Raw genomic sequence first — 25,737 nt, forward strand, 5'->3', positions numbered from 1 at the left:
CGGTTTGCCTTAGGGGTTGAGGTTGACGACAAGGTTGCCGTAGTCGTCAGCGCGCGCTTGCTGGCCGGGCAGGATCACGGTGGTCGAACTCATTTCCTCGATGACGGCGGGGCCGTCGATGGGCGCTCCCACCGGGAGCAGGGCCCGGCGGTAGACGGGCGTGTCGGCCCAACCCGTCTTCTCGAAGTAAACGGCGCGGCGCTCCTTGATCGCGTCCTCCAGGTTTGCGCCCCCGGCCACGTGGGCGATCGGCGCGCGGGGCACCATGCCCACCGCGCGCACGCGGCAATTGACGATCTCGACCGCGCGGCCGGTGGCGTCGTAGCCATATTCGCGGATGTGTGCCGCGCTGAAGGCCGCCACGAAGTCGGCCCGCGGCATCAGGCGCATGCCGTCCAGTGGCACGGGGATCTCGAAGTTCTGGCCCTGGTAGCGCGCGTCGATGACGGCCGACAGGCGTTGGGCGGCGTCGCCCACGCCTTCGCCGGCCAACCACGCGCGCGCCTTGCCGCCCAGCGCGTCCAGCGCCGCTTGTACCGCCTGCCAGCCTGGTTCGCTGGCGCCGGCCATCAGCGTCTGGACGAAGTCCATGGAAATGTCGGACAGCAGGATGCCGCGCGCGCACATGGTGCCGGGTTCTTGCGGGATCAGCAGCGTGCCGATGCCGCAGTCGCGCGCCAGTTCGGCCGCGTGCAGGCCTCCTGCGCCGCCGAAGGCGCATAGCGCGAACTTGCGGATGTCGTGGCCGCGCTCGGTCGATACCGCGCGCACGGCCCGCGCCATGTTCGAGTTGGCGATCCGCAGGATGCCGTAGGCCGCCTCTTCGATGCTGATGCCCAGCGGGCCGGCCACCTGTTCGGCCAGCGCGGCGCGCGCGCGCTCGGCATGCACGGCCATGCGGCCTTCAAGCAGCGCCACGGGATTCAGGCGCCCCAGCACGACGTGCGCGTCCGTCAGGGTGACCGCCGTGCCGCCCCGGTTGTACGCGATTGGGCCAGGCACGGCGCCGGCGCTCTGCGGGCCTACCTTCAGCGCGCCGGCATCGTCGATGCGCGCGATGCTGCCGCCGCCCGCGCCGATGACGTGCACGTCGACCATCAGGGTCTTGACCGGATAGTCCGCCACCAGGCGGCTGGAGGTGAATAGCGGCTGCAGTTCGGCCACCAGCGAGACGTCGGTGCTGGTGCCGCCCACGTCGAAGGTGATCAGGTTGTGAAAGCCCGCCACCCGTCCAAGCTCGGCTGCGCCGATCACGCCAGCGGCGGGCCCCGACACACAGGTCCGCACCGGCGCGGTCAGCACCGACTCCACCGACATCAGGCCGCCGTTGGAATGCACTGTCGTGGGGGCTACCCCCACACCCATGCGCTGCACCGAGCCGACCAGGTTGCGCATGTAGGAAGCCATGCGCGGGCCGACATAGGCGTTCAGGGCCGTTGTCGACATGCGTTCGTATTCGCGGAATTCCGGCAGTATTTCGCTGGACACGCTGAGGTAAACGCCAGGCAGATACTCCGCCAGGATGTCGCGCGTGCGGCGTTCGTGGGTGTCGTTGCGGTAGCTGTGCATGAAGCAGATGGCGACCGATTCCACCTGCGCTTCGGCCAGTTGGCGCGCGACAGAGATCACCTCGTCCTCGTCCAGCGCTTGCAGCACGCTGCCGTCGGCGGCCATGCGTTCGCCGATCTCGAAGCGCCACTCGCGCGGCGCCAGCGGCGCTGGCTTGATGACGTTGTAGTCGTACAGGTGAGGGCGGGTCTGCCGGCCGATTTCCAACACGTCGCGAAAGCCGCGCGTGGTGACCAGCGCGCAGCGAGAGCCGCGCCGTTCGATCACCATATTGGTGGCGACCGTCGTGCCATGGCCCAAGTGAGCCAGCTCGTCGCCGGCAATCCCATGTTCGCGCATCAGGTGCGCCAGGCCGCTCTGGATGGCTTCGGACGGGTCGTGTGGCGTCGAGGGCACTTTGAAGTAGGACAGCTCGCCGCTGTGTTCGGCCAGCAGGGTGAAATCAGTGAAGGTGCCGCCCACGTCGAAGCCGACACGGAAACGGCGCTCGCCGGGGAGTGATGCGGGGTGAGTCAACGCGGGTCTCCAGGATGCCGACGCACACGGGCGCCGAAGCTAGGGTGACCCGAATCTTATCGACGCAGAATCATTCGATCTAATCAAAGATTTGCATTGATGGTCATCATTTATGTGAATGACGAGGTCATCAGTAGGCGTGTGACTCGGCCCCCTGCACCGGGTCGAACATCATGCCCTGCGCCTTGCATACCTTGAGGATTTCTTCGCGCAGCCAGCGATGCGCGGGCAGGTTGTCCGAACGCTCATGCCAGATCAGGTTGACCGTGCGCGGAATCAGCGGAAAGGGCGGCTCGATGGCCTCAAGCTGATGGCTGTGCGGGCTGTTGCGTACGGCATTGACCGGCACGACGCAGATCAGGTCGGTCTCGGCCAGCAGGCGCGGGGCCAGCGCAAATTGGTTGATCGTCAGCACGGCGTTGCGCTTGTAGCCGTGGGCGGCCAGTTCGTGGTCAATCAGGGCGGCAGTGCCCAGCAGGCTGACAACCAGGTGCCGGGCGCGCAGGAAGTCATCCAGCGTAAAGCGCGGCAAAGAGAGCAGCGGATGGCCCTTGCGCATTGCGCACACGTAGGTCAGGGTTTCCAAGGGCAGGGTGCGCAGCGACGAACCGAAGTTCGAATACACGCCTGCCGCCATGTCGACTTCACCCTTGTCCAGCAGTGCCGCGGTGTTGTCCAGCGAATAGGGATGCAGGTGGATGCGGATGTTCGGCGCCACCGATTGCTGCTCGACGAACAGCGGCCGGATCACCTGGTCGGCCACGTAGTCGGACATGGCCAGGCGGAACACCGCCTCCGAGCGGGCGGGGTCGAATTCGTTGCGCTCCAGAGTCTCTGCGATGCGGGCAAGCGCGTCGCGGATGGGGGGCCACAGCAATTCGGCGCGCTGGGTGGGCAGCACCCCGCCTTGCACCTTCACGAACAGCGGGTCCTTCAACGTCAGGCGCAGGCGGTTGATGGCATTGCTGACTGCAGGCTGCGTCATGTGCAGCGTGAATGCCGCGCGCGTGACGTTGCGCTCGGTCATGACGGCGTCGAAGATGCGAAGCAGGTTCAGGTCGATGGCGTCAAGCACAGTAGCCCCGTATCGTTATCAACAATGTTGATGATGTTTTATTTTAATTGTTGATTGGTCACATAACACGAGACCGCTTAACCTTGCCCGGGTGCCTGCGCAGTTTTCACGCAACTTGGGTAATCAATCGATGATAAAGAACCTGAAGTTTTTGGCTGCTGCCTGTTTTGCGGCCTTGGCTGCCTCGCAAGCGGCGGCCGCGGACAACTACCCCAGCAAGCCGATCACGATCATCCTGCCCTATGCCACGGGCGGTTCCGCCGACATGCTGGCGCGTTTTGCGGCCCAGGCGGTGCAGAGCGAACTGGGGCAACCCGTCATCGTCGAGGCCAAGCCCGGCGCCGGCGGCGTGCTGGGCACCGAGCACGTCGCGCGGGCAGAGCCCGACGGCTACACCTTGGCGCTGACGGCCAGCGGCACCATGGCGGTCAACCCCTACGTCTACAAGTTGCGATACAAGCCGCTGGAAGACTTCAAGCAGATCACGGTGCTGGTGGACCTGCCTTTCGTGGTGGTGACGAACAACGAGTTTCCCGCCAAGACGCTGCAAGAGTTCATCGATTACGGCCGCAAGAACCCCAACAAGATTACGTTCGGCAATGCCGGGCTGGGCACCCAGCAGCACCTGACACAGCTCATGTTTGCCCGCGCCGCCGGCATCCAGATCAATATCGTTCCCTACAAAGGAAGCAGTCCGGCGATGAACGATCTGCTGGGCGGCCATATCGATGCCGTGCTGGACAACACCGGCGTGCAAACCCCTTTCATCAAGGCGGGCAAGGTACGGCCACTGTTTGTTACCAACCCCGAGCGCGTGGCGGCGCTGCCGGATGTGCCGACGGGCCCCCAGGCAGGCATGCCGGGCTTTTCCGCGGTGGCCTGGTTTGGGCTGGCGGCGCCCAAGGGCACGCCGGACGCCATTGTGGAGAAGATTCAGCAGGCCATTGCAAGAGAATTCGCCAAACCCGACATGCAGCAGCGCTTGCTGGACTTGGCGATGATCCCGCGCGCGTCCAGCCCGGCCGACACGACAGCCCGCGTCAAGACGGACCTTGACGCATTCGGCAAGATCGCTAAAGAGGTGGACCTGAAGCCGCTGTGAATCGTAGAGCGCGACGCGTCTGCGATGGCGGATTTGATGGCCCCACTTTGGTGGGGCTTTTCTTTTGGACGTTGGTCGGGCGCAATTATTCTTGTGGACGGTGGCAGACCGCTTCCACGTTATGGCCGTCCGGGCCGAATACGAAAGCGGCGTAATAGTGGGGATGGTAATGCGGACGAAGTCCGGGGGTACCGTTATCCCGGCCGCCCGCAGCCAGGGCGGCCCGATGGAAGGCGTCCACTTCCTGCCGTGTCGTCGCCGCAATGGCGATATGCAAAGGGGCCGGCACCGAAGAGGCGGCGTACAGCCAAAGAGAAGGCTTGCCGTTTTTTCCCAGACCCACGCTATCGGGGCCTTCCATGGCAAGGCGGACGCCCAGCGGGCCTAGCGCCTGCAGGAAGAATTCGCGGCTTTTGTTCATGTCGCTGACGCCGAAACCGATGTGATCGAACATGCGTTGTCTCCGTTTGGCGGTGGCCTGCCGCCCGTCAATGGGATTGTTGGTCGCTGGCACCGGATCAGTGTAGTGCTGACCGGGATGGCCCAATGGCCGTGACGCTTGCCCGGTTTGCTGTCTACAATCCGGCGGTGCAGGTGTCTGGTGAATCCCACCGACAATCGATGCGCAGGAATGGAAAATGGTGACGCAAGGACGCGTTCTTCGCGTTCGTTGACGGTCGACCCTGATCGATACCTACGGTTCTTACGGCTACTTTGCATCTTCCATCCTCTGCTTCGCGTCCACTGGACTGGCTGAATTTTTTCGTCGCCGATGTGCGCGACGGCCTCGGCCCCTATCTGGCCATCTACTTGCTTGCGGTGCATCATTGGCGGCCCGACAGCATCGGGCTGGTGATGACGATATCCGGGCTTGCTGCGCTGGTCGCGCAGACGCCGGCAGGCGCTCTCGTGGACCGGACGGCGAACAAGCGCGCCTTGTTGATCGCGGCGGCCGTACTGGTGACCGGGGCCTGCATGGCCCTCTTGGCCAATGCGAGTTTTGCCTGGGTCACGATCACGCAAGCCCTGGCAGGCGCCGCGTCGTCGGTGTTCGCCCCTGCAATCGCCGGCATCACGTTGGGGCTGACCGCCGCCAATGCCTTTACCCGTCGTATTGCGCGCAACGAATCCTATAACCACGCCGGCAACGCTTTCGCCGCCTTGCTGGCAGGCGGCCTAGCCTATCTCTGGGGGCCAGTGGCTGTTTTTTACTTGATGGCAGCGATGGCGCTCGCCAGCCTGGCCGCCGCGTCGTACCTTCCGGCGCATATCGATCTGGGCCGGGCGCGTGGCCTGGACGACGGTACTGTCGGGGCGCCAAACGCGCAACCCATTCCCCTGCGCCAGTTGCTGAATCACCGATCGCTCTTGCTCCTTGCCCTGAGCTGCGGGCTGTTCCACCTGGCCAATGCCGCCATGTTGCCGCTTGTCGGGCAGAAGCTGGCGCTGGCGAACCCGGCGCTTGCCACGCCTTTGACGGCGGCTTGCATCGTGGCGGCGCAGTTCGTCATGATTCCCGCGGCGATGGCGGTGGGGCGCTATGCCGACCGTCTGGGACGCAAAAAATTGCTGCTGATCGGATTCGCCATCCTGCCCTTGCGCGGCGTGCTGTACACCTTTTCCGACGACACGGCCTGGCTGGTGGCGGTGCAGCTGCTCGATGGCGTGGGCGCGGGCATCTTCGGGGCCGTTCTGCCCTTGATGGTGCTGGATCTGACGCAAGGCACGGGCCGATTCAATGCCAGCTTGGGCGCGGTTACCACCGTGTTCGGCGTCGGCGCCTCGCTGAGCAACGGCGTCGCCGGCGTGATCGTCCAGCATGCGGGATACAGCGCGGCGTTTCTTTCCCTGGCCGGGATTGCTGCGCTGGCCTGCGCGACCCTGCTGATCTTGCCCGAGACTCGCGCGTCAGGCGTATCGGCCGCCGCGGCCCCATCCTCGTCTTCTTGATTTCACCCTGGAAAGCATGTCGTTATCCAATGTCTTGATCTGGTCGATTGCCGCGGCAACCACCATGGCGATTCTTCTGCGTCCTTTTCGACTGCCGGAATATGTATGGGCGTGTTCGGGCGCGGTGGCGCTGGTGGCGTTGGGATTACTCAGCCCCGCCCAAGCCGGCCACGCGATCCTGGAAGGAACTGACGTCTATCTGTTCCTGGTCGGCATGATGCTGGTGGCGGAGGTGGCCCGGCAGGCGGGCCTGTTCGACTGGCTGGCGGTGGCAGCCGCCGATCACGCGGCAGGCTCGGCGCGGCGTCTGTTCGACCTGGTGTTCCTGGTGGGCACCGTGGTCACCGTGTTGTTGTCCAATGACGCCACGGCGGTCGTGCTGACGCCCGCCGTCTATGCGGTGACCCGAGTGGTCGGTGCGCCGCCCTTGCCCTACTTGTACGTGTGCGCATTCATCGCCAATGCGGCCAGCTTTGTGTTGCCGATATCGAATCCGGCGAATCTGGTCGTGTTCGGCGACCGCATGCCGGCCCTGGCGCCGTGGCTGTTGCACTTCGCGTTGCCTTCCGTGCTGGCTATCGGTTCCACCTATGTCACGCTGCGATGGGTGTTCCGCGACGACTTGCGGCAGCCGCTAAAGCCCTCGCCCCCGCTGCCCGCCATGACGCCCGCTTTGCGGTGCGCGGCAATAGGCGTGGCGGGCACCGCCTGCACCTTGCTGATCACGTCGGCCCTGGGCTTGCGCCTGGGTTTGCCGACGCTGGCTGCCGGCAGTGCTTCGGCGCTGCTGGTGCTGGCCGTGACGCGGTCCAGCCCCTGGCGCCTGGCCAAAGGCGTCGCCTGGGGCGTTCTGCCCCTGGTGGCGGGCCTGTTCGTGCTGGTCGAGGGGATGGCGGCCAGCGGCGTGCTGCAAGCACTGGCGCAAATGATGCGCGGCTTGCCCGATACCGCCGTGCTGTGGACCAGCGGGATCGGCGCGGCGCTGTCGGGCAACATCATCAACAACCTACCGGCGGGGCTGATGGCAGGATCGTTAGCCCGCATGGCCGACCTGTCCGGCTCGGCGACCGCCGCACTGCTCATCGGTATCGACCTGGGTCCCAACCTGTCGGTCAGCGGCTCGCTTGCCACCTTGCTTTGGCTGATGGCCGTGCGCCGCGAGGGGATGCATATTGGTGCGCTCAGCTTCTTGCGCTTGGGACTTGTGGTCATGCCGCCGGCCTTGCTGCTGGCCCTGGCGGCGCTGCATCTCACGAGCTGATGCCGGTTGGGGAGGCCGGTTGTCCATCGGGGACCAGCGACTCCACCAGCAACGCCAACGCGGGACTCTTCGGGGTGCCTTTGCGAAACACCAACTCGTAGGGTTCACTGCGTGACTTGAGCGTCAGCGCCAGCGTGCCCACCAGACCGTTGTGGCAGAAATAGTTGGCCAGGTCTTCCGACACCAGCGCCACCAGATCGGTGTTGCGGCTTAGCAGGGTAAGGGTCGCCAGCGCTGACGTGGTTTCGATCAGGTGCGAGGGAAAGTTCAGCTCCGCTTCATGGAATTCCCGTTCCAGCAACCGGCGCATCGGCATGTGGGCGCGATAGACCACCCAGCGGCTGTCCTGCAATTCGCGCAGATCCACCGCGTCCGCACCCATCGCCGAATGGCGCACGTTGGCGATCACCGCAAGGGATTCGGCTTTCACGAAAAGCGATTCATAGACGTCCGGATTGCGGCTGACGGAAGATCGGCAGATCGCCGCGTCCAGCCGGCCGCGATCAATCAGGCCCAACAGCGTTTCGCTGGTGTCCTCCACGATTTCCACGGACATGCGCGGCTGCTGGCGCAACAGTTGCGTCACCGCATCGGTCAAGACCGGCACGGCGCCCATGATGGTGCCGATGGCCAGGCGTCCGCCTGCGCCGCTGGCGATCGCATCCAGTTCGTGTCTCAGTTTGTTGATGTCTGCCTGGATCAGACGCGCAAAGCGCAACGCGCACAGTCCGGCCTCGGTAGGGATTAACCCGCGGTTGGTGCGCGCAAACAGTTCCACTTGCAAGGTCTGCTCAAGCTCGCGCAGGGCCTTGCTGGCGCCGGGTTGGGTCAGGCCGATTTTGTCGGCCGCCCCCAGCAGGGAGCCGCATTCCTCGATGGTGATGAGCAGCCTGAGCTGTTTGGCATGGAGGCGCGACATGACGGAATTCAGGCTGGGCGAGAGGTTTGCCATGAGCAAAAGTTATAGCTGTATGGAAACTCGTCAGTGTACCGAAACGGGCCTCATGCCTAGACTCGCACTTCTTATCCGGTTGAGATGAACGAGAGGAGTAGCGGCAGCATGGCACTTATCAATTACGTGACCGAAATTCACTTCGGCGCCGGCGTCCTGGCAGACCTGAAAGAGGTCTGCCACCGCCTGGGTATTACAAAACCTTTGATCGTGACCGATCGGGGGGTGGAAGCGGCCGGCATTATCGATCGCGTGAAGTCGGCCCTGGCAAGCGCCAGCTTCGCGGTGTTCAACGACACGCCGCCCAACCCGTCGGAAACGGCCGTGCGTGCGGGCGTGGCAAGCCTGAAGGATGCGGGCTGCGACGGCGTTATTGCCGTCGGCGGCGGTTCGTCGATCGACCTGGCCAAGGCCGTGGCCGTTTCTGCGCGCCATGAGGGCGCGCTGCGCCAGTTCGCCTTGATCGAAGGCGGCATGCAGAACATCACGGCCGCCACGCTGCCCATCGTTGCCATTCCCACGACGGCAGGCACGGGCAGCGAAGTCGGCCGCGGGGCGATCATCATCCTGGAAGACGGGCGCAAAGTGGGCATTCTTTCGCCGCACGTGATTCCCAAGGTCGCCATCTGCGATCCAGAGCTTACGTTGGGCCTGCCCGCTGGCCTGACGGCCGCCACGGGCATGGACGCCATCGCCCATTGCATCGAGACCTTTCTTGCCCCGGCCTTCAACCCGCCGGCCGACGGCATTGCCCTTGACGGCCTGTGGCGCGCATGGCGCCACATTGAAGTGGCGGTGAACGAACCGTCCAACATCGACGCCCGCGCCAATATGATGAGCGCCTCCTTGCAGGGGGCGCTGGCCTTCCAAAAGGGCCTGGGCTGTGTGCACAGCCTGAGCCATTCCCTGGGCGGCATCAACCCCACATTGCATCACGGCACCCTCAACGCCATCCTGCTGCCGGCGGTGGTGCGTTTTAACCGTGGCGCGGAAACCGTGGCGCGTGAAGACAAGATCGCCCGCCTGCAACAGGCGATGGGCCTGCCCGCGTCGCAGTCAGTGGAAGAGGCGCTGGTGACCAAGTCGCGTGCCCTGAACCTGCCCACGGGCCTGGGTGAACTGGGCGTGACCGAAGCACTCTACGAACGCATCGTCAAGGGCGCGCTGGCGGACCACAGCCACCGCACCAACCCGCGCGAAGCCAGTGCCGACGACTACGTGGCGATGCTGCGCGCCTCCACGTAAAGCGCCAAGCGCCAGTGGGCGCACCCCGATATGCCATAAGACCCATCCCACATCCGCATGGGATGGCGATTTTCCATGAACAGACCCAATGAGGTGGAGACATGAGCACCCTATCCGTCAACAGCCCCGGACTTTCGGCGGCCGATAAAGAAACCCTGGTCCCGGAATCCGAGCGCCGCCGCGCGCTCATGGGCAGCGCCGTGGGCAGCACCATCGAGTGGTACGACTATTTCCTGTACGGAACCATGTCGTCCATTATTTTTGCCAAGCAGTTCTTTCCCAGCGACAACGCGCTAGTGAGTCAGATGATGGCGCTGGCCACCTTTGCCCTGGCTTTCCTGGTCCGTCCGCTGGGCGGCGTGATCTTTTCGCATATCGGCGACCGCATCGGCCGCAAGAAGACGTTGGCGATGACGCTGTCGATGATGGGCTTGTCGACGGTGCTGATGGGCCTCTTGCCCAACTATGCGCAGATCGGGCTGGCCGCGCCGATCCTGCTGACGCTGCTGCGCCTGATGCAAGGCCTTGCGCTAGGCGGTGAATGGGGAGGCGGGGTGCTGTTGGCTGTGGAGTACTCCCCGCGCAAGAAGCGCGGCTTCTACGGCGCCGTCCCGCAGACCGGGGCCGTGCTGGGCCTTGCCTTGGGCAACATCATTACCTCGCTGCTCAGCGCCAGCATGAGCGAAGACGCTTTCCAGGCCTGGGGGTGGCGCATTCCCTTCGTGGGCTCGATCGTGCTGGTGATGGTCGGCATGTGGATCCGCAACGCCGTGGGCGAAACGCCTTCGTTCAAGAAAATCCAGGCCACCCGCAGCAGTGCCCGTATTCCGCTTAAGGAAACGCTGCAACACCACTGGCGGGAAGTGCTGATCGCGATTGGCGCGAAGGTCGTGGAAACCTCCACCTTTTTCCTCTATGCCACCTTCACCATCTCGTACATGATGGACCACGGTTTCGCCCGCTCGACCATCCTGAACATCGTTCTGGTCTGTGCATTGATCGCCTTTCCGGCCATGCTGTTCTTTGGCCATCTTTCCGACCGCATCGGCCGCAAGAAGGTATTCATCGGGGGCAGCGTGGCCTTCCTGGTGTGGATCTTCCCGTACTTCTGGTTGCTGGACCAAAAGTCGGTCTGGGCTGCAGGGCTTGCGATCGCGGTGGGCTTTGGTGTCATCTGGGCCAGCTACGGCGCGATGATCGGCACGCTGCTGGCCGAAGCGTTCCCCCCGGCCATTCGCTATACCGGCATGTCGCTGGGCTACCAGATCGGCGCCGCGCTTGTCGGCGGGCCGATGCCCTTGATCGCCACCGCGCTGATTGCCTACTTCAGCGGCAGCTATGTGCCCGTGGTGCTGTTCCTGGCCGCGTGCGCCGCCGTGTCCATCATTTCCGTGGCGGTGGCCCGCGACCGCAGCGGTCAGCCCTTGGACGACTGATCCATCCCGCTGTTCCATCGATCCTTCTTCGCGCGCTGCGGCGCTACGCCGCCGGCAGTGCGCGAAGCACCTCCATTCATTCAGAACCCCATTCAAGGAGTCCCTTCATGCAGATCACTGGAGAGATGCTGATCGGCCATGCCACAGTACGCGGCACGGGCGGCACCCAGCGCGCTTTCAACCCGGCGTTGAACGCAGAGATTTCAGAGCCAGTCTTCGGCCTTGGTACCCGTGCGGACGTTGAGCGCGCTGCGCAACTGGCTGCTGCCGCGTTCGACCCTTATCGCAATCTTCCGCTGGTACGCCGCGCCGAATTTCTTGAAGCCATTGCAGACGAGATCCTGGCGTTGGGCGACGAACTCATCGAGCGCGCCCATGCGGAAAGCGGTCTGCCCCGGGCGCGCCTGACCGGTGAACGGGGGCGCACCATGGGCCAGCTGCGCCTTTTTGCCCAGGTCGTGCGGGATGGCCACTTTCTGGGCGCGACCGTCGACTCGGCCCAACCCGAACGCCAGCCGCTGCCGCGCCCGGACCTGCGTCTCGCGAAAATTCCGCTGGGGCCGGTGGCCGTGTTCGGGGCCAGCAACTTCCCGCTCGCGTTCTCGGTGGCGGGCGGCGACACCGCATCGGCCTTGGCGGCCGGCGCGCCAGTGATCGTCAAAGCGCATAGCGCGCACCTGGGCACTTCGGAGCTGGTGGGACGGGCCGTGCAGCAGGCGGCGCGGCGCACGGAGATGCCCGAAGGCGTGTTCTCGCTGCTGATCGGCGCCGGCCGCGAGATCGGCGAAGCGCTGGTCGCACATCCGGCCATCAAGGCGGTAGGTTTCACGGGCTCGCGCCAAGGCGGCCTGGCGCTGGTCAAGATCGCCAATGGCCGGCCGGAGCCGATCCCGGTGTATGCGGAGATGAGCAGCATCAACCCCGTGTTCGTGTTGCCGGCCGCGCTCGCGACCCGCACGGACGCGATTGCACAGGGCTTCGTCGAATCACTTGTCCTGGGCGCGGGCCAGTTCTGCACCAACCCCGGCCTGGTGCTGGCCATCGAAGGCCCCGACCTGGACCGCTTTATCGCCAGCGCGGGCCAGGCGCTGGCTTCCAAGGCGCCGCAAGTCATGCTTACGCCGGGCATTGCCTCGGCGTACCGCAAGTGCCGCGAACAGGTTCAGTCGGTGCCGGGCGTAGCACCCGTGGCAAGTGGCGCCGCCGCCGAGGTCCGGTCCAATGCCGCCCAGGCGGCGCTGTACGTCACAGATGCCCAGAGCCTGCTGGGCAACGAGGCATTGCAGGCCGAGATGTTCGGCCCGGCCTCCCTGATCGTGAAGGCGCGAAACCTGGAGGAGTTGCTGCAGGTCGCGGAGCGTCTGGAGGGCCAACTCACCGCAACGTTGCAGGTCGATGAGCCGGACCTGGCGGCGGCCCGCCAGCTTGTCCCCGTGCTTGAGCGCAAGTGCGGCCGTATCCTCGCCAACGGCTTTCCGACGGGTGTGGAAGTCAGTCACGCCATGGTGCACGGTGGGCCGTTCCCCGCCACGTCCAATGCGGCGCACACCTCGGTCGGCGCAACCGCCATTGAGCGCTTTCTACGCCCGGTCTGCTATCAAGACTTGCCGGACGCACTTCGGCCCCAGGCGTTGCAACGAGAGAACCCGCTGTCGGTCTGGCGGCTGATCGATGGGGTACCGACCCGGCCGCAGGGAATTTGACGGGGCGGTCCAGGCCAGGCGCAGGCCGCGAATCGGCCTTATCGCCTGGATCACGATGCCGCCAACGCGTGCCTGGCGTGGCGCGTGATGCGCTCCAGCATGCCGCTGGCCACGCATCCCGCCAACGCAAACGCCACCGCCGCCCACAAGGCCCACGTGGCGCCGGCGTCGGTGTTGAAGGTAAAGCACGCCGCCACAAACGCGGCGCCCATTGTCTGCCCCAGCAACCGGGCCAGGCCGGACAAGCCGCTTGCCACGCTGGCACGGTGCGAGGGCACGCTGAACATGATGAAACGCTGATTGGGCGACAGGAATAGGCCGAAGCCCGTGCCGCACAGCGCCATCGGCAGCATCACCGTCCACATCGGCGCGCCGGCCGGCAGCCAACTCACGCACAAGAGGCCCGTGGCCAGCAGCGCCAGGCCGATCACGCCAAGCAAGCCGGCCGACATGCGGTCCGACCATTTGCCGGAGAACGGCGCCAGGCACGCGCCCATGATCGGCCACGGTGCGATCAGCATTCCCACTTCTGCGATGTCGCGCCCCAGCGTCTGGTTCAGCAGGAAAGGCAGCGCCACCATGGCGGCGCCTTGTGCGGCGAAAGCCAGCACGCAGATCAGCACCGCCGTCGAGAAGGGCGGCAGACGCAGCAGGTCCCGCGGCACGATCGCGTGCGGGCTCAAGCGTTCGCGGCACAGCAGCAGCACCCAGCACGCCCCACCCAGCACCCAGATCAGGGCGACGCCCCAGTCCGGCCGGGCCACGCGCTCCAGGCCCAGGACGGTCAGGCCGAAGGCCAGCGCGCACAACAGGGCAGCGCCTGCATCCAGCGCCTTGCCGTCGCCCGGCGACCTGGGCAAATAACTGCCCGCCAACGCCAACGCGACCAGGCAGAACGGCACGTTCACATAGAACAACCAGTGCCAGCTAAGCACCGTCAGCATCGCCGATGCCAGGACCGGCCCGCCCGCCAGCGAGGCCGCCGCGATCATGGCGTTCAGTCCCATGCCCCGGCCCAGCTGTTCTTTCGGATAGATGGCGCTGACTAGCGCCATGTTGCAACCCATCAGCGCCGCGGCGGCCAGGCCCTGCACCGCCCGGGCCGCCTCCAGCGACCACAGCGTCGGTGCCGCGCCGCACCAGATCGACGCCAGCAGAAATAGCCACAGTGCCGGCATGAACACCCGGCGATGCCCGATCTTGCCGGCCAGTGCCGCCAGCGGCAGCATCGTCGCCACCATCACCAGCTGATAGATCGTGACCACACCGATCACGTCCGAGGCGCTTACGCCGAGCTGCGACGCGATCGACGGCAGCGCCGTGTTCGTCATCGAGGTATCAAGCGTCGCCATCGAGATCGACAGGGATACGGCCAGCATCGCATAGCGGCGGGTGGCGGGCGTCAACGGCGTAGGAGAGGGAAGAGCGGAAGCAGGCATCACGACACACGGGGAAAAAAGATCGGCCCCCAGTATGAAAGCCGCGATCCTTGCGGTGAATAGCAAAATCCGTAAATCAGCCTTGCAGATATGAAATACTGGAACGGCAGGAACGTCTGCGAAAAATTTCGAGGATGAGGGGATGGTGACGCGATCGGAAGGCATGGCGCTATTGGTGGCAGCCGTTGACCAGGGCAGTCTCAGCGGCGCCTCGCGCGTGAGCGGGATCTCGCTGGCGTCGGTCAGCCGGCGCATCAGCGCGCTGGAGGAACGCCTGGGCACGCGGCTGCTTGTCCGCTCGACCCGAATCCTGAGGCTGACCGAGGCGGGGCAGCGCTACTACACCGAAGCCAAACGCCTGCTGGCCGAGATGGACGAACTGGAAAGCAGCATGCAGATCGAGGCCGCCGAGCCCTCAGGCCGCTTGCGTGTCACCGCGCCCACCCTGTACGGACGGGTCCACCTGCAACCCCTGCTCGCACAGTTCCTGGTGCTGCATCCCAACGTGACGCTGGACCTGCATTTGATCGACCGCCCCGTCAATCTGCTGGAGGAGGGGATAGACCTGGCCGTGCTGGTGGGCGAGCAACCCAGTTCCAGCCTCGTGGCCCGGCGCCTGGGATCCATCCGCTGGGTGTTGAGCGCCTCGCCGGACTACCTGGCGCGGCATGGCGTCCCCGCCAGCCTGCAGGACCTTCTGCAACACGACGGCCTGGTCTACAGCCACCTGGCGACGGAAGAGATGTGGACGCTGATGGAAAAAGGCAAACCCACGACCGTGCGAATGCGCACACGCATGCGCTCGAACACGGTGGATGGCGTCGTCGCCGCCGCGGCAGCGGGAGCGGGCATCGTCTACGCACCCGCATGGGCCATCGCCGAGCATGTCGCGGCTGGCCGGCTGCTACCCTTGCTGCCGGAAACGGAAACCCCGCCAAGGCCGGTGTTTGCGTTGATGACCCATCAGCGGCTGATGGCTGGCAAAGTGCGATCGCTGGTGGAATATCTGGCGAAGAACCTGACGGAAAAATCGTTGAACGAACTTTGAGACGGGCAGGGGCCGGAGGGGCCGCCACCCGTCGTTCGGGGCGAGACCGCTTGTTCAGCGATGCGTTGCGGTCCGCGTCCCGCTCATCCAGTCACCCTCAATATCGCCACCGCACGTTCACCGAACCGGCATGTTCGCGGTTACCGCCGCCATACTGTCCGCTGTAGTTCAAGCCCATCGTTGCATTGCGCGACACCGCCAGTTCGGCGCCCAACTCGGCCAGCGCCGCATTGCGAGCGATGGGCGAGCCCGACACCGTGAAGGCCTGGCCGCCGTCAAAGGCCATGGAGGTTTGCGGCAGCACATCGCCGAATGCATGACGCCAGCCCAGCGTGGCTTGCAAGCGGCCTTCAGCGCCAGCCAGCGTGAAGTCGGTCTGCGCCCGCACGCCCAGCGTGCTGGTGGTTTGCTGATCGTTGCTGCTCTGACCCCGCAGTGCGGCCGACCCACCCGACTCCGAGAAGCCACGCGTGCGCAGGTCGCTCCAGGCCAGGCCGACAAACGGTTCGATCGTGGCACCGGCGGACAAGGGCAGCGCATAGCCCAGTTCGGTGAAAAGCTGGGTGGTGCTGGCGCCGTAGTCGGCGGTCAGTTTCTGCGAGTCGCCAGCCACTGTGGCGTAGCGCCTGGTACTGACGTCGTGCCAGGTGTAGGACGTGCCCACCAGCAGATTCAGCTTGCCCGAGCCGGCCTCGAAGGCCTTGCCGCCGTAGATGGCGGCGCTGTAGCCAGACACATCGGCCTGCGAGGCGCGGTCGTCCACGCGGATTTTGCTGTCGGTGTAGCCGACCGCACCGCCCAGGCGCCAGCCATTGCCTACGGCATGGTCGGCGCCGGCGAAGACGCCGCCCGTGTGCTGACGGACCTGCGCGGTGTTGTCGGTGGCTTTCTGGGTTTGCCAGTTGCCCACGAGCTCCGCCCAGGCAGGCTGCGCGTTCGATGACGGTAGCGCCGCGGCGGACATCGTGCCGCCGGCCTGCGCCGTCGGTGCGCCGGCACGCATGCCCGCGCTGAGGTTGGCGCGCAGATAAGACAGCGGCAGCGTGCGCGTTGTCGTGCTGGACCCCATCAGGCTGGACGCGACGCTTGCGTGCGCTTCGCCCGACAGGCTGTTGAAGGCGGCAGGCGGCGCGCCTTCGGGCAAGGTCAGGATGTACTCGTGCAGCGCATTGCCCGACGGCAGGCTATCCAGCGCGTTGGCCACGGCGCGCTGGTTGCCGGTGCGTGCAGCGTCTGCAAACGTGATCGGGCGGTTAGGCGCGGTGGGCGTTGCGGGGTCCACCGGCACCTGCTTGCGGCCGAGTTGCAGCGTGACGTCTTGCGTGCCGTAGCGCAGCGCCGGGTCCAGGAACGCGTAGTTGGACGACACGGTGTTGAACTGGCCGTTGATGGCACCCGCCGTCAGGATCGTGTATTGGCGCGTGCTTTCGAACCCGCCTTCCGGCCCAACGTGTACGACGGACCCGGCCAGGTTCGCCACGCCGCTGACGGCCACGCGCGCGCTGGTGGACGATGTCGGGTCAGCGGCCACTTGGTAGACCGAGCCGGGCATGAACGTCAGGTCGCCCGCCACATTCAGCGTGCCGTTGACATTGCCCGGCGCAAGGATCGCACCGCTTTGCAGCGTGGTCGCGCCGACCTGGCCAGAACCTTGCAGCAGCGTGCCGTTGGCCAGCGTCAGCGTGCCGCCGAGCTTGCCGGTTGACGCGAGGTTCAACGCGCCGGCCTGCACCAATGCGTTGCCGGTATAGGCGCTGCCGTCGCCAGATACGCTGAGCATGCCTGCGCCGGTCTTGGTCAAATCACCACTGCCGGCCATCGCGCCAGCCAGACCGAACGTCGTGCCAGACGCCACATCGATGCCGCTCGTCCGCCTAAGCGTGACAGCGCGGTTCGTATCGAAGCTGGCCGTCGTGGCCAACACGCCGCCGCTCAGCGTCAGGCTCCCTGAGGCTGCGCCCAGGTTCGCGTCCTTGGATACCGACAAGCCGCCCTGGCGCACATCGGTGCCGCCGGTGTAGGTATTGTCTGCAGTCAGCACCAGCGTGCCGTAATCGGTCTTGGCCAGCTTGCTGGCGCCAGTCAGGCGGGATGCCAGGGTGCCGGTGATGGCGGCGTCTGCCGCTGATCCCGCGCCCACGCGGATGATGCTTTCGCCGCCAGCACCTTGCAGCGCGATGTCGTCGCCCTGGATGCGGTAGCCGTGAGTGACGATCTGCATGCCGGTGACGCCGATCGCGCCGGCCGAGCTGTCCACCGTGACGGTGCCCGCCGTGCCTTGGAAGATGGCGAACGTGGGGTTGGGCTGGAACACGCCGTTGAGCGTGCCGTCGATGTTGGCCCAGTTGCGGCCGTCGGCGCGCCACGTGCCAGAACCACCGTCGATGGCGCCGTTGTCGTGTCGGGCTGTATTGCCGCCATCCCAGAAGCTCAGCGTGGCGCCGGACGTGGACGCCAGGTTGACCTGGCCGCGCACCGCGGTTTGCAGCGTCAGCGCGCTGGCGGCCACGCCGGCAGGCCGGGTGCCCAGCGCCAGGCCGTGGTCCACCAAGTTGCCGCCGTAATCGAACAGGCGATACACGCCCGCGCCAAACCCGCCGTTATCGGTCACGTTCAACGTGCCGGCCAAGGTCAGGTTGCCGCCCACATCGAACAGGGCCGAGGCGGGGGCGGGCGCGCGGCCCAGAGACACGTTGACCTGGCTGGCGCTATCCAGCGTGAGGTCGCCGCCAATGGAAAGCTTGGACCCTTGCTCGCCTATCAGCACGCCGCCTGCCAGCGTGGCGTTGCCCGTGATACTGCCGCCGTTGAACAGCGAGCCGCCGCCGCTGATCGCCGCATTGCCGCCCAGCACGCCATCAATGTACAGAAGCCCGCCCGTGACCGACGCATTGCCGCCCAGCTTGTTCAATACCATCAGCGTGCCGGCTTGTACTTCAGTGTTGCCAGTGAAGACGCTGCTGTCGGCCGTCAGCATCAGCGTGCCCGCGCCGGTCTTTTTGAGCTGGCCTGCGCCAGACAGCACGCTGTCGTAAGAGGAGCCAGCCGTTTGGTCAAAGCGCAACGCCGCGCCTGAGGCAATCATCGTATTGCCGGTGTAGCGCCCTGCCTGGGCTGTGAGGGTGCCCGCATCGATGCGCCAGTCCTGAGCGCTGATGCCGGTCAACGTCAGCTCGCCCGCGCCTTGCTTGACCATCGAACCGGTGCCGGATATATAGCCGGCGTAGGTGGCATCTGTGGCCTGCTTGAATACGACGGCGCTGTTGTTCGCGAGGTCGCCTCGCAGGGATGCCGCATCGCCCACCAGCGTGCCGGCCAGCACTTGCGTGTTGCCGTAGCTGTTGGCGCCCGTCAGCGTCAGGGTGCCTGCGCCCAGCTTTTGCAAATTGCCCGTGCCGCTGATGACGCCTTGCAAGCCCAGCGAGTTGCCGGCCGCCACCGTGATGCCGGCGGTTTGCGTCAGCGTGACGGCGCGCGCGGAATCAAAGCTGGCCGTGGTGTTGAGTGCGCCGCCATTGAGCGTCAGCGCGCCTGCCGCCGCGCCCAGATTCTCATCCGATGACACGGACAAGGTGCCCGAGCGCACTTCGGTGCCACCCGTGTACGTATTGTTGCCGGCGAGCACCAGCGTGCCGTAGTCGGCCTTCACAAGCTTGGTCGCGCCGGTCAGGCTGGAGGCGATGGTGCCGGTGATTTCCGATCCGGATGCAGCGCCCGAGCCCACGCGCAGAATGGTTTCCGCGCCGCCCGCCAGCGCAATCGGATCGCCTTGAATCCGGTAGCCGCTGGTCGTGATCTGCATGCCCGTCACGCCCACGCCGCCTGCTGACGCGTCCACCGACACCGTGCCTGCCGCGCCTTGGAACACGGCGTAAGTCGGGTTAGGTTGGAAGCGGCCGTTGAGGGTGCCGTCTACCGTGGTCCAGTTCAGGCCATCCGTGCGCCATGCGCCCGAGCCACCATCGATGACGCCGTTATCGCGCCGCGTAGCGTCGCCGCCGTCCCAGAAGCTCAGCGTGGCGCCCGCGGTGGACATCAGGTTGACCTGGCCGTTGACGGCGGTCTGGATGCGCAAGTCGTTGGCGGTGATGCCGGTGGGGGCGGTACCGATGGCCAGCGTGTTGGTGGTCAGTGCGCCACCATAGTCGAACAGGCGGTAGACGCCCGCGCCGAATGCGCCTTGGTCGGTGATGTTGAGCGTGCCGGCCAAGGCCAGGTCGCCGCCCACATTGAACAGCGCGTTGGACGGGGCGCGGCCCAGCGACACGTTGACCTGGCTGGCATTGTCCAGCGCCAGGTTGCCGCCGATCTTCAACGTTTTGCCTTGTGCGCCTTGCAGGATGCCGCCTGTCAGCGTGACGTTCTGGCCGATGGTGCCGGTGCCGGAAAGGATGACGTTGTGGCCGATGGCGGCGTTGCCGCTCAAGGTGCCGCTAACGTGCAGGCGGCCGTTGGACACCTCTGCGTTGCCGCCCAGCTTGTTGGTCACGACCAGCGTGCCGTTCGTGACGCGCGTCGTGCCGGTGAATGCGCTGCTGTCCGCGTTCAGGCTCAGCATGCCCGCCCCGGTCTTCTCGAAGGTGCCGCTGCCGGAAATTCGGCCGGCGTAATCGGCTTCGGTGGGTTGATCGAAACGCAGTGTGCCTGCGGCACCGATCGCGGCGTTGGCCGTGTAGCGGGTCACGTCGCTGACGAGCGTGCCTTGCTCAATATTCCAGTTCAGCGTGTTCAGGCCGTTGAGCGTCAGGATGCCCGCGCCGCGCTTAGTGATGGCGCCGGAGCCGATCAGCATGCCCGACACGCTGTCATCCCACGTTTGGTTAAAGATGACCGTGCCGGCGTTCTGCAGATTGCCACGGATGGATGCACTATCACCGATGAGGGTGCCGGCTTGCACACGCGTGCTGCCGTAGGTGTTTGTGCCTGTCAGCGCCAGCGTGCCATCGCCTTGCTTGATGAGGGCGCCCGTGCCCGACACCGTGCCGGTCAGGCCCAACTGCATACCCGTGGCCACGTTGATGGCGCCGTCTTGCGTCAACGCGATACGGCGGTTCGTGTCGAAGCTGGCGGTCGTGGCGAGCGTGCCGCCGGTCATGGCCACATCGGTGTTGGCGGCGCCCAGATTGTTGTCAGCCGAGACAGACAGCGTGCCGAACTGAATGTCGGTGCCGCCGGCGTAGGTGTTGTTGCCGCCCAGCACCAGGGTGCCGTAGTCGGTCTTGAACAGCTTGCTTGCGCCGGTCAGCGACGCGTTGATGGTGCCGATGAAGTTGCTGCTGGCTGCGGTGCCGTTGCCGACCCCTATCGTCGTCTGGCTGCCGCCTTGCAGCGCGATGGAATCGCCCTGGATGACATAGCCATCCGTGCCGATCGTCATGCCTTTGACGCCGATCGCGCCCGCCGTGGCATCCACGGTTACGACGCCCGCCGTGCCCTTGAACGTGGCAAAGGAGGGCGATGCGAACGTGCCGTTGGACGCGCCATCGGACGTGGTCCAGTTGCTGTTGGCGGCGTTCCAGACGCCCGAACCGCCATTGACGGCACCGTTGGCGTGCGTGCCGGCGGTGTTGCCATCCCAGTAGTCGAACACCGTGCCGACGGTCGACACCAGATTGACCTTGCCCGTGATGAACTGCAGCGTCAGACTGCCCGCGCCAACCCCGGCGGGCATCGACCCGAAGCCCAGCGAGGAGGCGGTCAACGTCTTGCTGTAGTTGAACAGGCGGTAGACACCTGTGCCCAGCCCGCCCATATCCGACACGTTGAACGTGGAGTTGATCAGCGTCAGCTCACCGCCGACATCGAACAACGCTGCAGCCGGTCCCGGGGCGCCCACTGCCACATTGACCTGGGCGTTCGTTAGAGTCAGATCGCCACCGATCGTCAACGTCTGGCCTTGCGTGCCCTGCAAGACGCCGCCCGTCACCCCGACATCTCCACCGATCGTGCCGGAACCGGCTAGCGTGGTGCCGCTAAACGCGGTGACGGAGCCGCCTAACTTGTTCGAGACAGTCAGTCCGCCCTTGGATACATCGGTCGATCCCGCAAAGGCGCTGCTATCGCCAACTAATGATACGACGCCGGAACCATTCTGAAGGATGCGGCCGGTACCGCTGAAAGCGTTGCTGAGCGTCATGTCGTTGGAGCGGGACAGGTAGACCTGGCCGTTGTTCACGACGGCGCCCGTGCCAAGGCTGCCGGTCGTGCTGAGTGTCCCGAGCTGCAGGGTGCCGCCCGACACCGTGGTGATCCCAGCGTAGGTATTGTCGCCCTTCAGCACCAGGCTGCCGGCTCCGGTCTTGGTCAATTTGCCCGCACCTGATAGTTCGCCGTTGAGGATGAGTGCGTTGTCGCCGGATACGGTCAGGCCACTGGTGCCCAACACGACCGCATTATTTAGGGCCAGGGTCACCCGACCCGCTTGCAACGTGCCGCCGTTGCCGGTCACCGTGCCGGCGCCCAGCCCGTCCGAATGGTCGACAGTCAGAACGCCGCCATTGAGTTGGGTTGTGGTGGCGGCGCCGGTCAGGACCGGCCCCACCAGGTTCCAGGTGCCGCTGTTGACGATCAGGTTGCTGAAGTTGACGTAGTTGGCGTTTGCCACGGTGCCCAAGCCGGCTGTGCCGGTGCCGCCACCGATGGCATTTTGCAGCGCCAGGGTGTTGCCGCCGCCGGCGCCGCCATCGACCACGCCGGCGGCCGCGAATTCCATTGTCGAGTTCTGCACCGACATGGCAGGCTCCGTGCCGGCTCCTTTCGTCACCCATGAACCCGTAATCGCGTTGAATCGGTTGGCGCCTTTGCCGGCGCCCAGTGACACACCGCCTACGATCTGGCCGGCGTTGGTGAATTCGTTGCCGGCAGCCGATGCATCAAACGCCATGCGGCCGGTAATGGTGCCGTTGATGGTGTTCGTCATGGTGACTTTGCCGCCCCCCGATATCGCCACGACCGGCGCATCAGCTGCCTCCACAGACTGCGCCATCTGGGGCTTCGATGAGAGCGTCCCCGAATTGGTGACCTCGGTACTACCAAAGGCGCCGTTCTGGATATTCAGCGCCACGCCCTGAACGTTAGGCAGGGAGGAGCTGAGCAGCCCCGCCGTGCCATTGATAGTCCCCCTGTTTTCCACCTCCACCCGGCTGTTGTTGGCATTGCCTATGGTGACGCCAGAGGTCAAGAATGGGGTCAAGCCCCCCGCCGGCTCAACCGTGCCCTGGTTGCTAAAGCGTGTGTTGTTGCCGGTCAACCAGATTGCACTTGCATCGCCAAGTAGCGCGTTGACCCGCGCGTCAGGGGCGACCGTCACGTCCATATTGTCGTAGGGCAAATTGATGGTGACGATGGTATCTGTGCAGACGACCGTCGCTCCCGAGCCAAATGCCGGGCTGCATGCGGCTTGCGCCGCGGGCAAATATCCGAACATGGCGCACACCGCCGCCATGGCGACCACCAGACTGCGCTTGCGCGGCATGCTGCGCGTTTGCGGCCCTGCGATATGGCCTGCTGCTCCACGGCTTGTGCTTTTGCCCCTGACCTTTGCGGTTTCTGGCGCGGCGACCCAGGCGCCCAGGGACTGATTCCAAATGGAGCAGAAGGTTTTATTCACAGCAGCCTATTATTAGGGAAGGTAGGCTGCTCCCCTTGAGTCAGCCTGTTTGTAATGGGTTATTACGCATAATCTTAGATCCTGTAACAAAATTTAAAAATCACTGAAACTTGGTAGTTTCAATGCCGAAAAGCGCCGCAATGAGGCAATAGCGGTGTTTTCTTTCACCGGTCAAACGCGGCCTGCAACGCTTCCTTGCTGCGCTGCCCTTGATGCAACAGCAGCATCAGCAGTAATCGGGCCTTTTGTGGGCTGAGGTCACCCGCCATGACTGCCCCGGCGTCGAACGTCGTTTTTCCCCCTCCGGGGAATCCATAGACCGGCATCGTGCGCCCATTCGGCACGCGCGTCGAAATGACGACCGGTACGCCCTTGTCCAGCGCATACTTCACGGCCTCGAACATGGAGACGTTCATATTGCCCATGCCTACAGCCTGGACCACGATGCCTTTCGCGCCCTGGTCCACCGCGTAGCGCAGCAAATCGCCATCGGCGCCGCCGAACATCGACAGGATTTCCACGCGTGGCATCTCGCCATCGCCGATATCGATGTGTTGGCGCCGCAATGGCGTGCGCGAGAATTGCACGCGGTCTGACCAGACCTCACCAAGGAATCCGAAGTCTCCAGACTTGAAGGTCTCGACGTCGGCGGTGTGGGTCTTTGTCGCCGTGCGCGCGGCATTGATCTGATTGTTCATCGCAATCATCACTCCCTTGCCTTTGGCGTCCGGCGCGGTGGCGATCCGGATCGCGTTGAGCAGGTTGCGCGGGCCGTCAAAATCTGCAGAAGACGCATTGCGTTGCGCGCCAATCAGAATCACCGGTTTGTCGGACTTCACCGTCAAATCAAGCCAATACGCCGTTTCTTCCATCGTGTCGGTGCCGTGGGCGATCACCACCCCGGCCACTTCTGGCCGAGCCAAGGCCTCATCCACCGACTTGGTCAGACGCGTCCACCACTTGGGTTCGACATAATTGGCCGACATGGCCGAGAAGTTGTTGACTTCGATGCGTGCGTACTTGGAGGCGTCGGGCACCGTCTGCATCAGATCGTCGCCCGAGATGGCGGGAACCACCCCTTTGGTGACCGGATCCACCTTCATCGCGATCGTGCCGCCGGTGGCAATGAACTGGACGACCGGAAGGCTTTCGGCCGCGGCGCCGACTGACATCGCACACATTGCAAAAAGCGAAAGAACTCGTAGTTGCAGGCTCATGAGACGATTCCCGAATGGTGAACGGAATGCCTATTCTAGTCAGGAAGGTGCCCGGGGCCGAGTCACCCCGGGGCCGTTCCTCTTCATTCGATGCCGTATTTGCCCGGGGCAATGACGCCATTCGGATCCAGGGCGGCTTTGATCGATGCGCAGGCGCGCACAAACTCGGGCATACGCTGGGCCTGGTGGAACCCGTGGTACAGGGTCGGCGCGCGCCCGACAAAGATTCCGCGATCGGCGAACAACTTGGCCAGCGCCCGGTAGCAGGCGTCCGCGCGGGCGGTTTCGTCGGCGTCTTCCCGGTTGTAGATGATGGCGTGGATGGCGCGGGCGAATCGCGCGCCGCAAACGTTCGACAGCAGGTATTCCAGCCCGTGGTCCTGGCAGATGCGGCGCGCCTGCGCCTGCAGGTCGTTGACGATGTCTCCTGCGACGGGAGAGCCCGCCGACAGCCAGATCGCGCCGCCGCCCGGGCGCCAGCCCAGCATCTTCAATTCGCTGTCGGTCGGCACGCCGGTGTTGGAGTTGATGGCGATGTGCAGGGGGCCGATTTCTTCTGCCTCCTCCAAGGGAATCTGGCGCCCCTTGCCCGAGGCCAGGAAATGTTGGGCGATGCGGTCGATCTGGGGTTGCACGGCGGCGCGGCTGGCGCCGTACACGGCGCCTGATACGGTCCAGGATCCCAGGTCATATTGCCGCCGCAGTGCGGCGCGGCCTTCGTCAGACAGCGAGCGCTTGCCGCCATTGGTCGCGTATTCCGGGTTGGTGGCGGCCGACGACAGCAGATACAGGTCGTTGGTGGCGCGGATCAGCGTCGGCACGAAATTGCTTAGCTTCAGCGGACGGATGCGTTCGACGATCTCGCCCAGATCTTCGTCGTCGGGGAAGGTGAAAAAGAAGGGTTCGATATGCGGAGGCCGGGGCATGAGCCACATGCCCACGCGGGTGACGATGCCGAAGTTGGATTGAGAGAACAGGCCGTCCAGCGTCGGGCCGAAGCTGTACTTGGAAACGTGCCAATTGGGATGCGAGGAACCGGCCAGGCTGCCGTCGCCGGTGCGGATCACGTCGCCATTGCCGAGCACGACCTCCATGCCGCAGCTCATGCCGAAATGATCGGCGTAGGCGCCGCTGCCGCCGCCCTTGTCCAGGGCGTTGGCAAGGATGCTGCCCTGCGACGGACCTGCGGTCGGCGAGATCATCAGCTTGCTTTCCCGGCGCTGCAGTTCGTCGTGCATGGCGCGAAAGCTCACACCGGGTTCCAGCACGCAATAGCCCAGCGCCTCGTTGACCTCCAGGATGCGGTTCATGCGGCGGCCCAGGTCCACGACCACCTGGCCGGGACGGATGGGCGAGCGCGTGCCCAGCCCGATGTTCTGGCCATTGCTGATGGGATAGAGCTGGACGCGGAAGCGATTGGCCAGGCGCACCAGCGTTTGCACCGCCGCGGTCGAGTCCGGATAGGCGACTGCGCCGGGCCGCACGTCGGCGCAGGGCAGGGTATGTTCGCCGTAGCGTCCCAGGACGTCCTCGCCCAGCGTGATGGCGTCGGCGCCAAGTTCGGCCGCGGCCGCATTGGCGAAATCTACGATAGGATCATTGGAAGGCATTCGTC

15 protein-coding genes and 1 pseudogene are annotated in these 25,737 nt (G+C 65.0%); 7 read left to right on the plus strand and 9 right to left on the minus strand.

The genetic code is table 11. The annotated features are described in order from the left end of the window. Positions 1-9: 9 nt before the first annotated feature. Together CEY09_RS26340 and CEY09_RS26345 are read right to left on the minus strand one after the other, a co-directional pair. The gene (locus CEY09_RS26340; protein WP_088590868.1) at positions 10-2,085 is read right to left on the minus strand and encodes a hydantoinase/oxoprolinase family protein; all 2,076 of its coding nucleotides are present in this window, start codon (positions 2,083-2,085) and stop codon (positions 10-12) included. A 130-nt stretch (positions 2,086-2,215) separates the two neighbouring features. Beyond that, positions 2,216-3,160: a LysR family transcriptional regulator gene (locus CEY09_RS26345; protein ID WP_088590869.1), complete on the minus strand. Its 945-nt coding sequence runs from the start codon at positions 3,158-3,160 to the stop codon at positions 2,216-2,218. A 130-nt stretch (positions 3,161-3,290) separates the two neighbouring features. Here CEY09_RS26345 and CEY09_RS26350 point away from each other — a divergent pair, with 130 nt between their 5' ends. Further along, positions 3,291-4,262, plus strand: a complete 972-nt coding sequence (locus CEY09_RS26350) for a Bug family tripartite tricarboxylate transporter substrate binding protein (protein WP_088590870.1) — start codon at positions 3,291-3,293, stop codon at positions 4,260-4,262. Positions 4,263-4,347: 85 nt separating this feature from the next. Here the strand turns inward: CEY09_RS26350 and CEY09_RS26355 are convergent, their stop codons facing one another. Next, positions 4,348-4,716: a VOC family protein gene (locus CEY09_RS26355; protein WP_088590871.1), complete on the minus strand. Its 369-nt coding sequence runs from the start codon at positions 4,714-4,716 to the stop codon at positions 4,348-4,350. 260 nt (positions 4,717-4,976) lie between these two features. On the opposite strand from CEY09_RS26355, the gene CEY09_RS26360 reads away from it, so the two are divergent. Together CEY09_RS26360 and CEY09_RS26365 are read left to right on the plus strand one after the other, a co-directional pair. After that, on the plus strand, positions 4,977-6,212 hold the full coding sequence (locus CEY09_RS26360; RefSeq protein WP_088590872.1) for an MFS transporter: 1,236 nt from the start codon (positions 4,977-4,979) through the stop codon (positions 6,210-6,212). Between the two features lie 16 nt (positions 6,213-6,228). Next, entirely contained in the window at positions 6,229-7,473 is a 1,245-nt protein-coding gene (locus tag CEY09_RS26365; protein ID WP_088590873.1) for an arsenic transporter, read from the plus strand. Here CEY09_RS26365 and CEY09_RS26370 read toward each other — a convergent pair. Continuing rightward, positions 7,463-8,425, minus strand: coding sequence for a LysR family transcriptional regulator (locus tag CEY09_RS26370; protein ID WP_234818407.1), 963 nt, complete (start codon positions 8,423-8,425; stop codon positions 7,463-7,465). The two genes, CEY09_RS26365 and CEY09_RS26370, sit on opposite strands and share 11 nt — an antisense overlap. Before the next feature lie 108 nt (positions 8,426-8,533). Here CEY09_RS26370 and CEY09_RS26375 point away from each other — a divergent pair, with 108 nt between their 5' ends. The 3 genes from CEY09_RS26375 to CEY09_RS26385 all read left to right on the plus strand — a co-directional run bounded on the left by CEY09_RS26375 (position 8,534) and on the right by CEY09_RS26385 (position 12,809). Then, complete coding sequence (locus tag CEY09_RS26375) at positions 8,534-9,670, plus strand: iron-containing alcohol dehydrogenase (RefSeq protein ID WP_088590875.1); 1,137 nt, start codon at positions 8,534-8,536, stop codon at positions 9,668-9,670. A gap of 101 nt (positions 9,671-9,771) precedes the next feature. Further along, complete coding sequence (locus CEY09_RS26380; protein WP_088590876.1) at positions 9,772-11,106, plus strand: MFS transporter; 1,335 nt, start codon at positions 9,772-9,774, stop codon at positions 11,104-11,106. 107 nt (positions 11,107-11,213) lie between these two features. Next, positions 11,214-12,809 (plus strand): aldehyde dehydrogenase (NADP(+)), encoded by a 1,596-nt coding sequence (locus CEY09_RS26385; protein WP_088590877.1) that lies wholly within the window; start codon positions 11,214-11,216, stop codon positions 12,807-12,809. 50 nt (positions 12,810-12,859) lie between these two features. Here CEY09_RS26385 and CEY09_RS26390 read toward each other — a convergent pair whose 3' ends face one another. Continuing rightward, positions 12,860-14,248: an MFS transporter gene (locus CEY09_RS26390; protein WP_234818408.1), complete on the minus strand. Its 1,389-nt coding sequence runs from the start codon at positions 14,246-14,248 to the stop codon at positions 12,860-12,862. 142 nt (positions 14,249-14,390) lie between these two features. Between CEY09_RS26390 and CEY09_RS26395 the strand changes: the two genes are divergently transcribed. Further along, on the plus strand, positions 14,391-15,296 hold the full coding sequence (locus tag CEY09_RS26395; RefSeq protein WP_088590878.1) for a LysR family transcriptional regulator: 906 nt from the start codon (positions 14,391-14,393) through the stop codon (positions 15,294-15,296). A 97-nt stretch (positions 15,297-15,393) separates the two neighbouring features. Here the strand turns inward: CEY09_RS26395 and CEY09_RS26400 are convergent, their stop codons facing one another. The 4 genes and pseudogenes from CEY09_RS26400 to CEY09_RS26410 all read right to left on the minus strand — a co-directional run bounded on the left by CEY09_RS26400 (position 15,394) and on the right by CEY09_RS26410 (position 25,732). Beyond that, positions 15,394-22,770, minus strand: a complete 7,377-nt coding sequence (locus CEY09_RS26400) for an autotransporter domain-containing protein (protein ID WP_234818409.1) — start codon at positions 22,768-22,770, stop codon at positions 15,394-15,396. 30 nt (positions 22,771-22,800) lie between these two features. After that, positions 22,801-22,905 (minus strand): annotated as a pseudogene (locus tag CEY09_RS32805) (ESPR domain-containing protein); the annotation flags it as partial. 164 nt (positions 22,906-23,069) lie between these two features. Further along, positions 23,070-24,122 carry an asparaginase gene (locus tag CEY09_RS26405; protein WP_234818410.1) on the minus strand — a complete coding sequence of 351 codons (1,053 nt, stop codon included), beginning with the start codon at positions 24,120-24,122 and terminating at the stop codon, positions 23,070-23,072. Positions 24,123-24,205: 83 nt separating this feature from the next. Next, the gene (locus CEY09_RS26410) at positions 24,206-25,732 is read right to left on the minus strand and encodes an FAD-binding oxidoreductase (protein ID WP_088590881.1); all 1,527 of its coding nucleotides are present in this window, start codon (positions 25,730-25,732) and stop codon (positions 24,206-24,208) included. Between the last annotated feature and the right edge of the window lie 5 nt (positions 25,733-25,737).

Origin of the sequence: Achromobacter marplatensis (assembly GCF_002209535.1) — a bacterium.
In the GTDB taxonomy this organism is placed as follows: domain Bacteria; phylum Pseudomonadota; class Gammaproteobacteria; order Burkholderiales; family Burkholderiaceae_B; genus Achromobacter; species Achromobacter marplatensis.

Excerpts from the sequence above, each read along its gene's own strand:
- CEY09_RS26400 (WP_234818409.1), bottom strand. The coding sequence starts at position 22,770 with ATGCCGCGCAAGCGCAGTCTGGTGGTCGCCATGGCGGCGGTGTGCGCC.
- CEY09_RS26375 (WP_088590875.1), top strand. The coding sequence starts at position 8,534 with ATGGCACTTATCAATTACGTGACCGAAATTCACTTCGGCGCCGGCGTC.
- CEY09_RS26395 (WP_088590878.1), top strand. The coding sequence starts at position 14,391 with ATGGTGACGCGATCGGAAGGCATGGCGCTATTGGTGGCAGCCGTTGAC.
- CEY09_RS26365 (WP_088590873.1), top strand. The coding sequence starts at position 6,229 with ATGTCGTTATCCAATGTCTTGATCTGGTCGATTGCCGCGGCAACCACC.
- CEY09_RS26385 (WP_088590877.1), top strand. The coding sequence starts at position 11,214 with ATGCAGATCACTGGAGAGATGCTGATCGGCCATGCCACAGTACGCGGC.
- CEY09_RS26410 (WP_088590881.1), bottom strand. The coding sequence starts at position 25,732 with ATGCCTTCCAATGATCCTATCGTAGATTTCGCCAATGCGGCCGCGGCC.
- CEY09_RS26405 (WP_234818410.1), bottom strand. The coding sequence starts at position 24,122 with ATGAGCCTGCAACTACGAGTTCTTTCGCTTTTTGCAATGTGTGCGATG.
- CEY09_RS26380 (WP_088590876.1), top strand. The coding sequence starts at position 9,772 with ATGAGCACCCTATCCGTCAACAGCCCCGGACTTTCGGCGGCCGATAAA.
- CEY09_RS26355 (WP_088590871.1), bottom strand. The coding sequence starts at position 4,716 with ATGTTCGATCACATCGGTTTCGGCGTCAGCGACATGAACAAAAGCCGC.
- CEY09_RS26390 (WP_234818408.1), bottom strand. The coding sequence starts at position 14,248 with ATGCCTGCTTCCGCTCTTCCCTCTCCTACGCCGTTGACGCCCGCCACC.
- CEY09_RS26350 (WP_088590870.1), top strand. The coding sequence starts at position 3,291 with ATGATAAAGAACCTGAAGTTTTTGGCTGCTGCCTGTTTTGCGGCCTTG.
- CEY09_RS26370 (WP_234818407.1), bottom strand. The coding sequence starts at position 8,425 with ATGGCAAACCTCTCGCCCAGCCTGAATTCCGTCATGTCGCGCCTCCAT.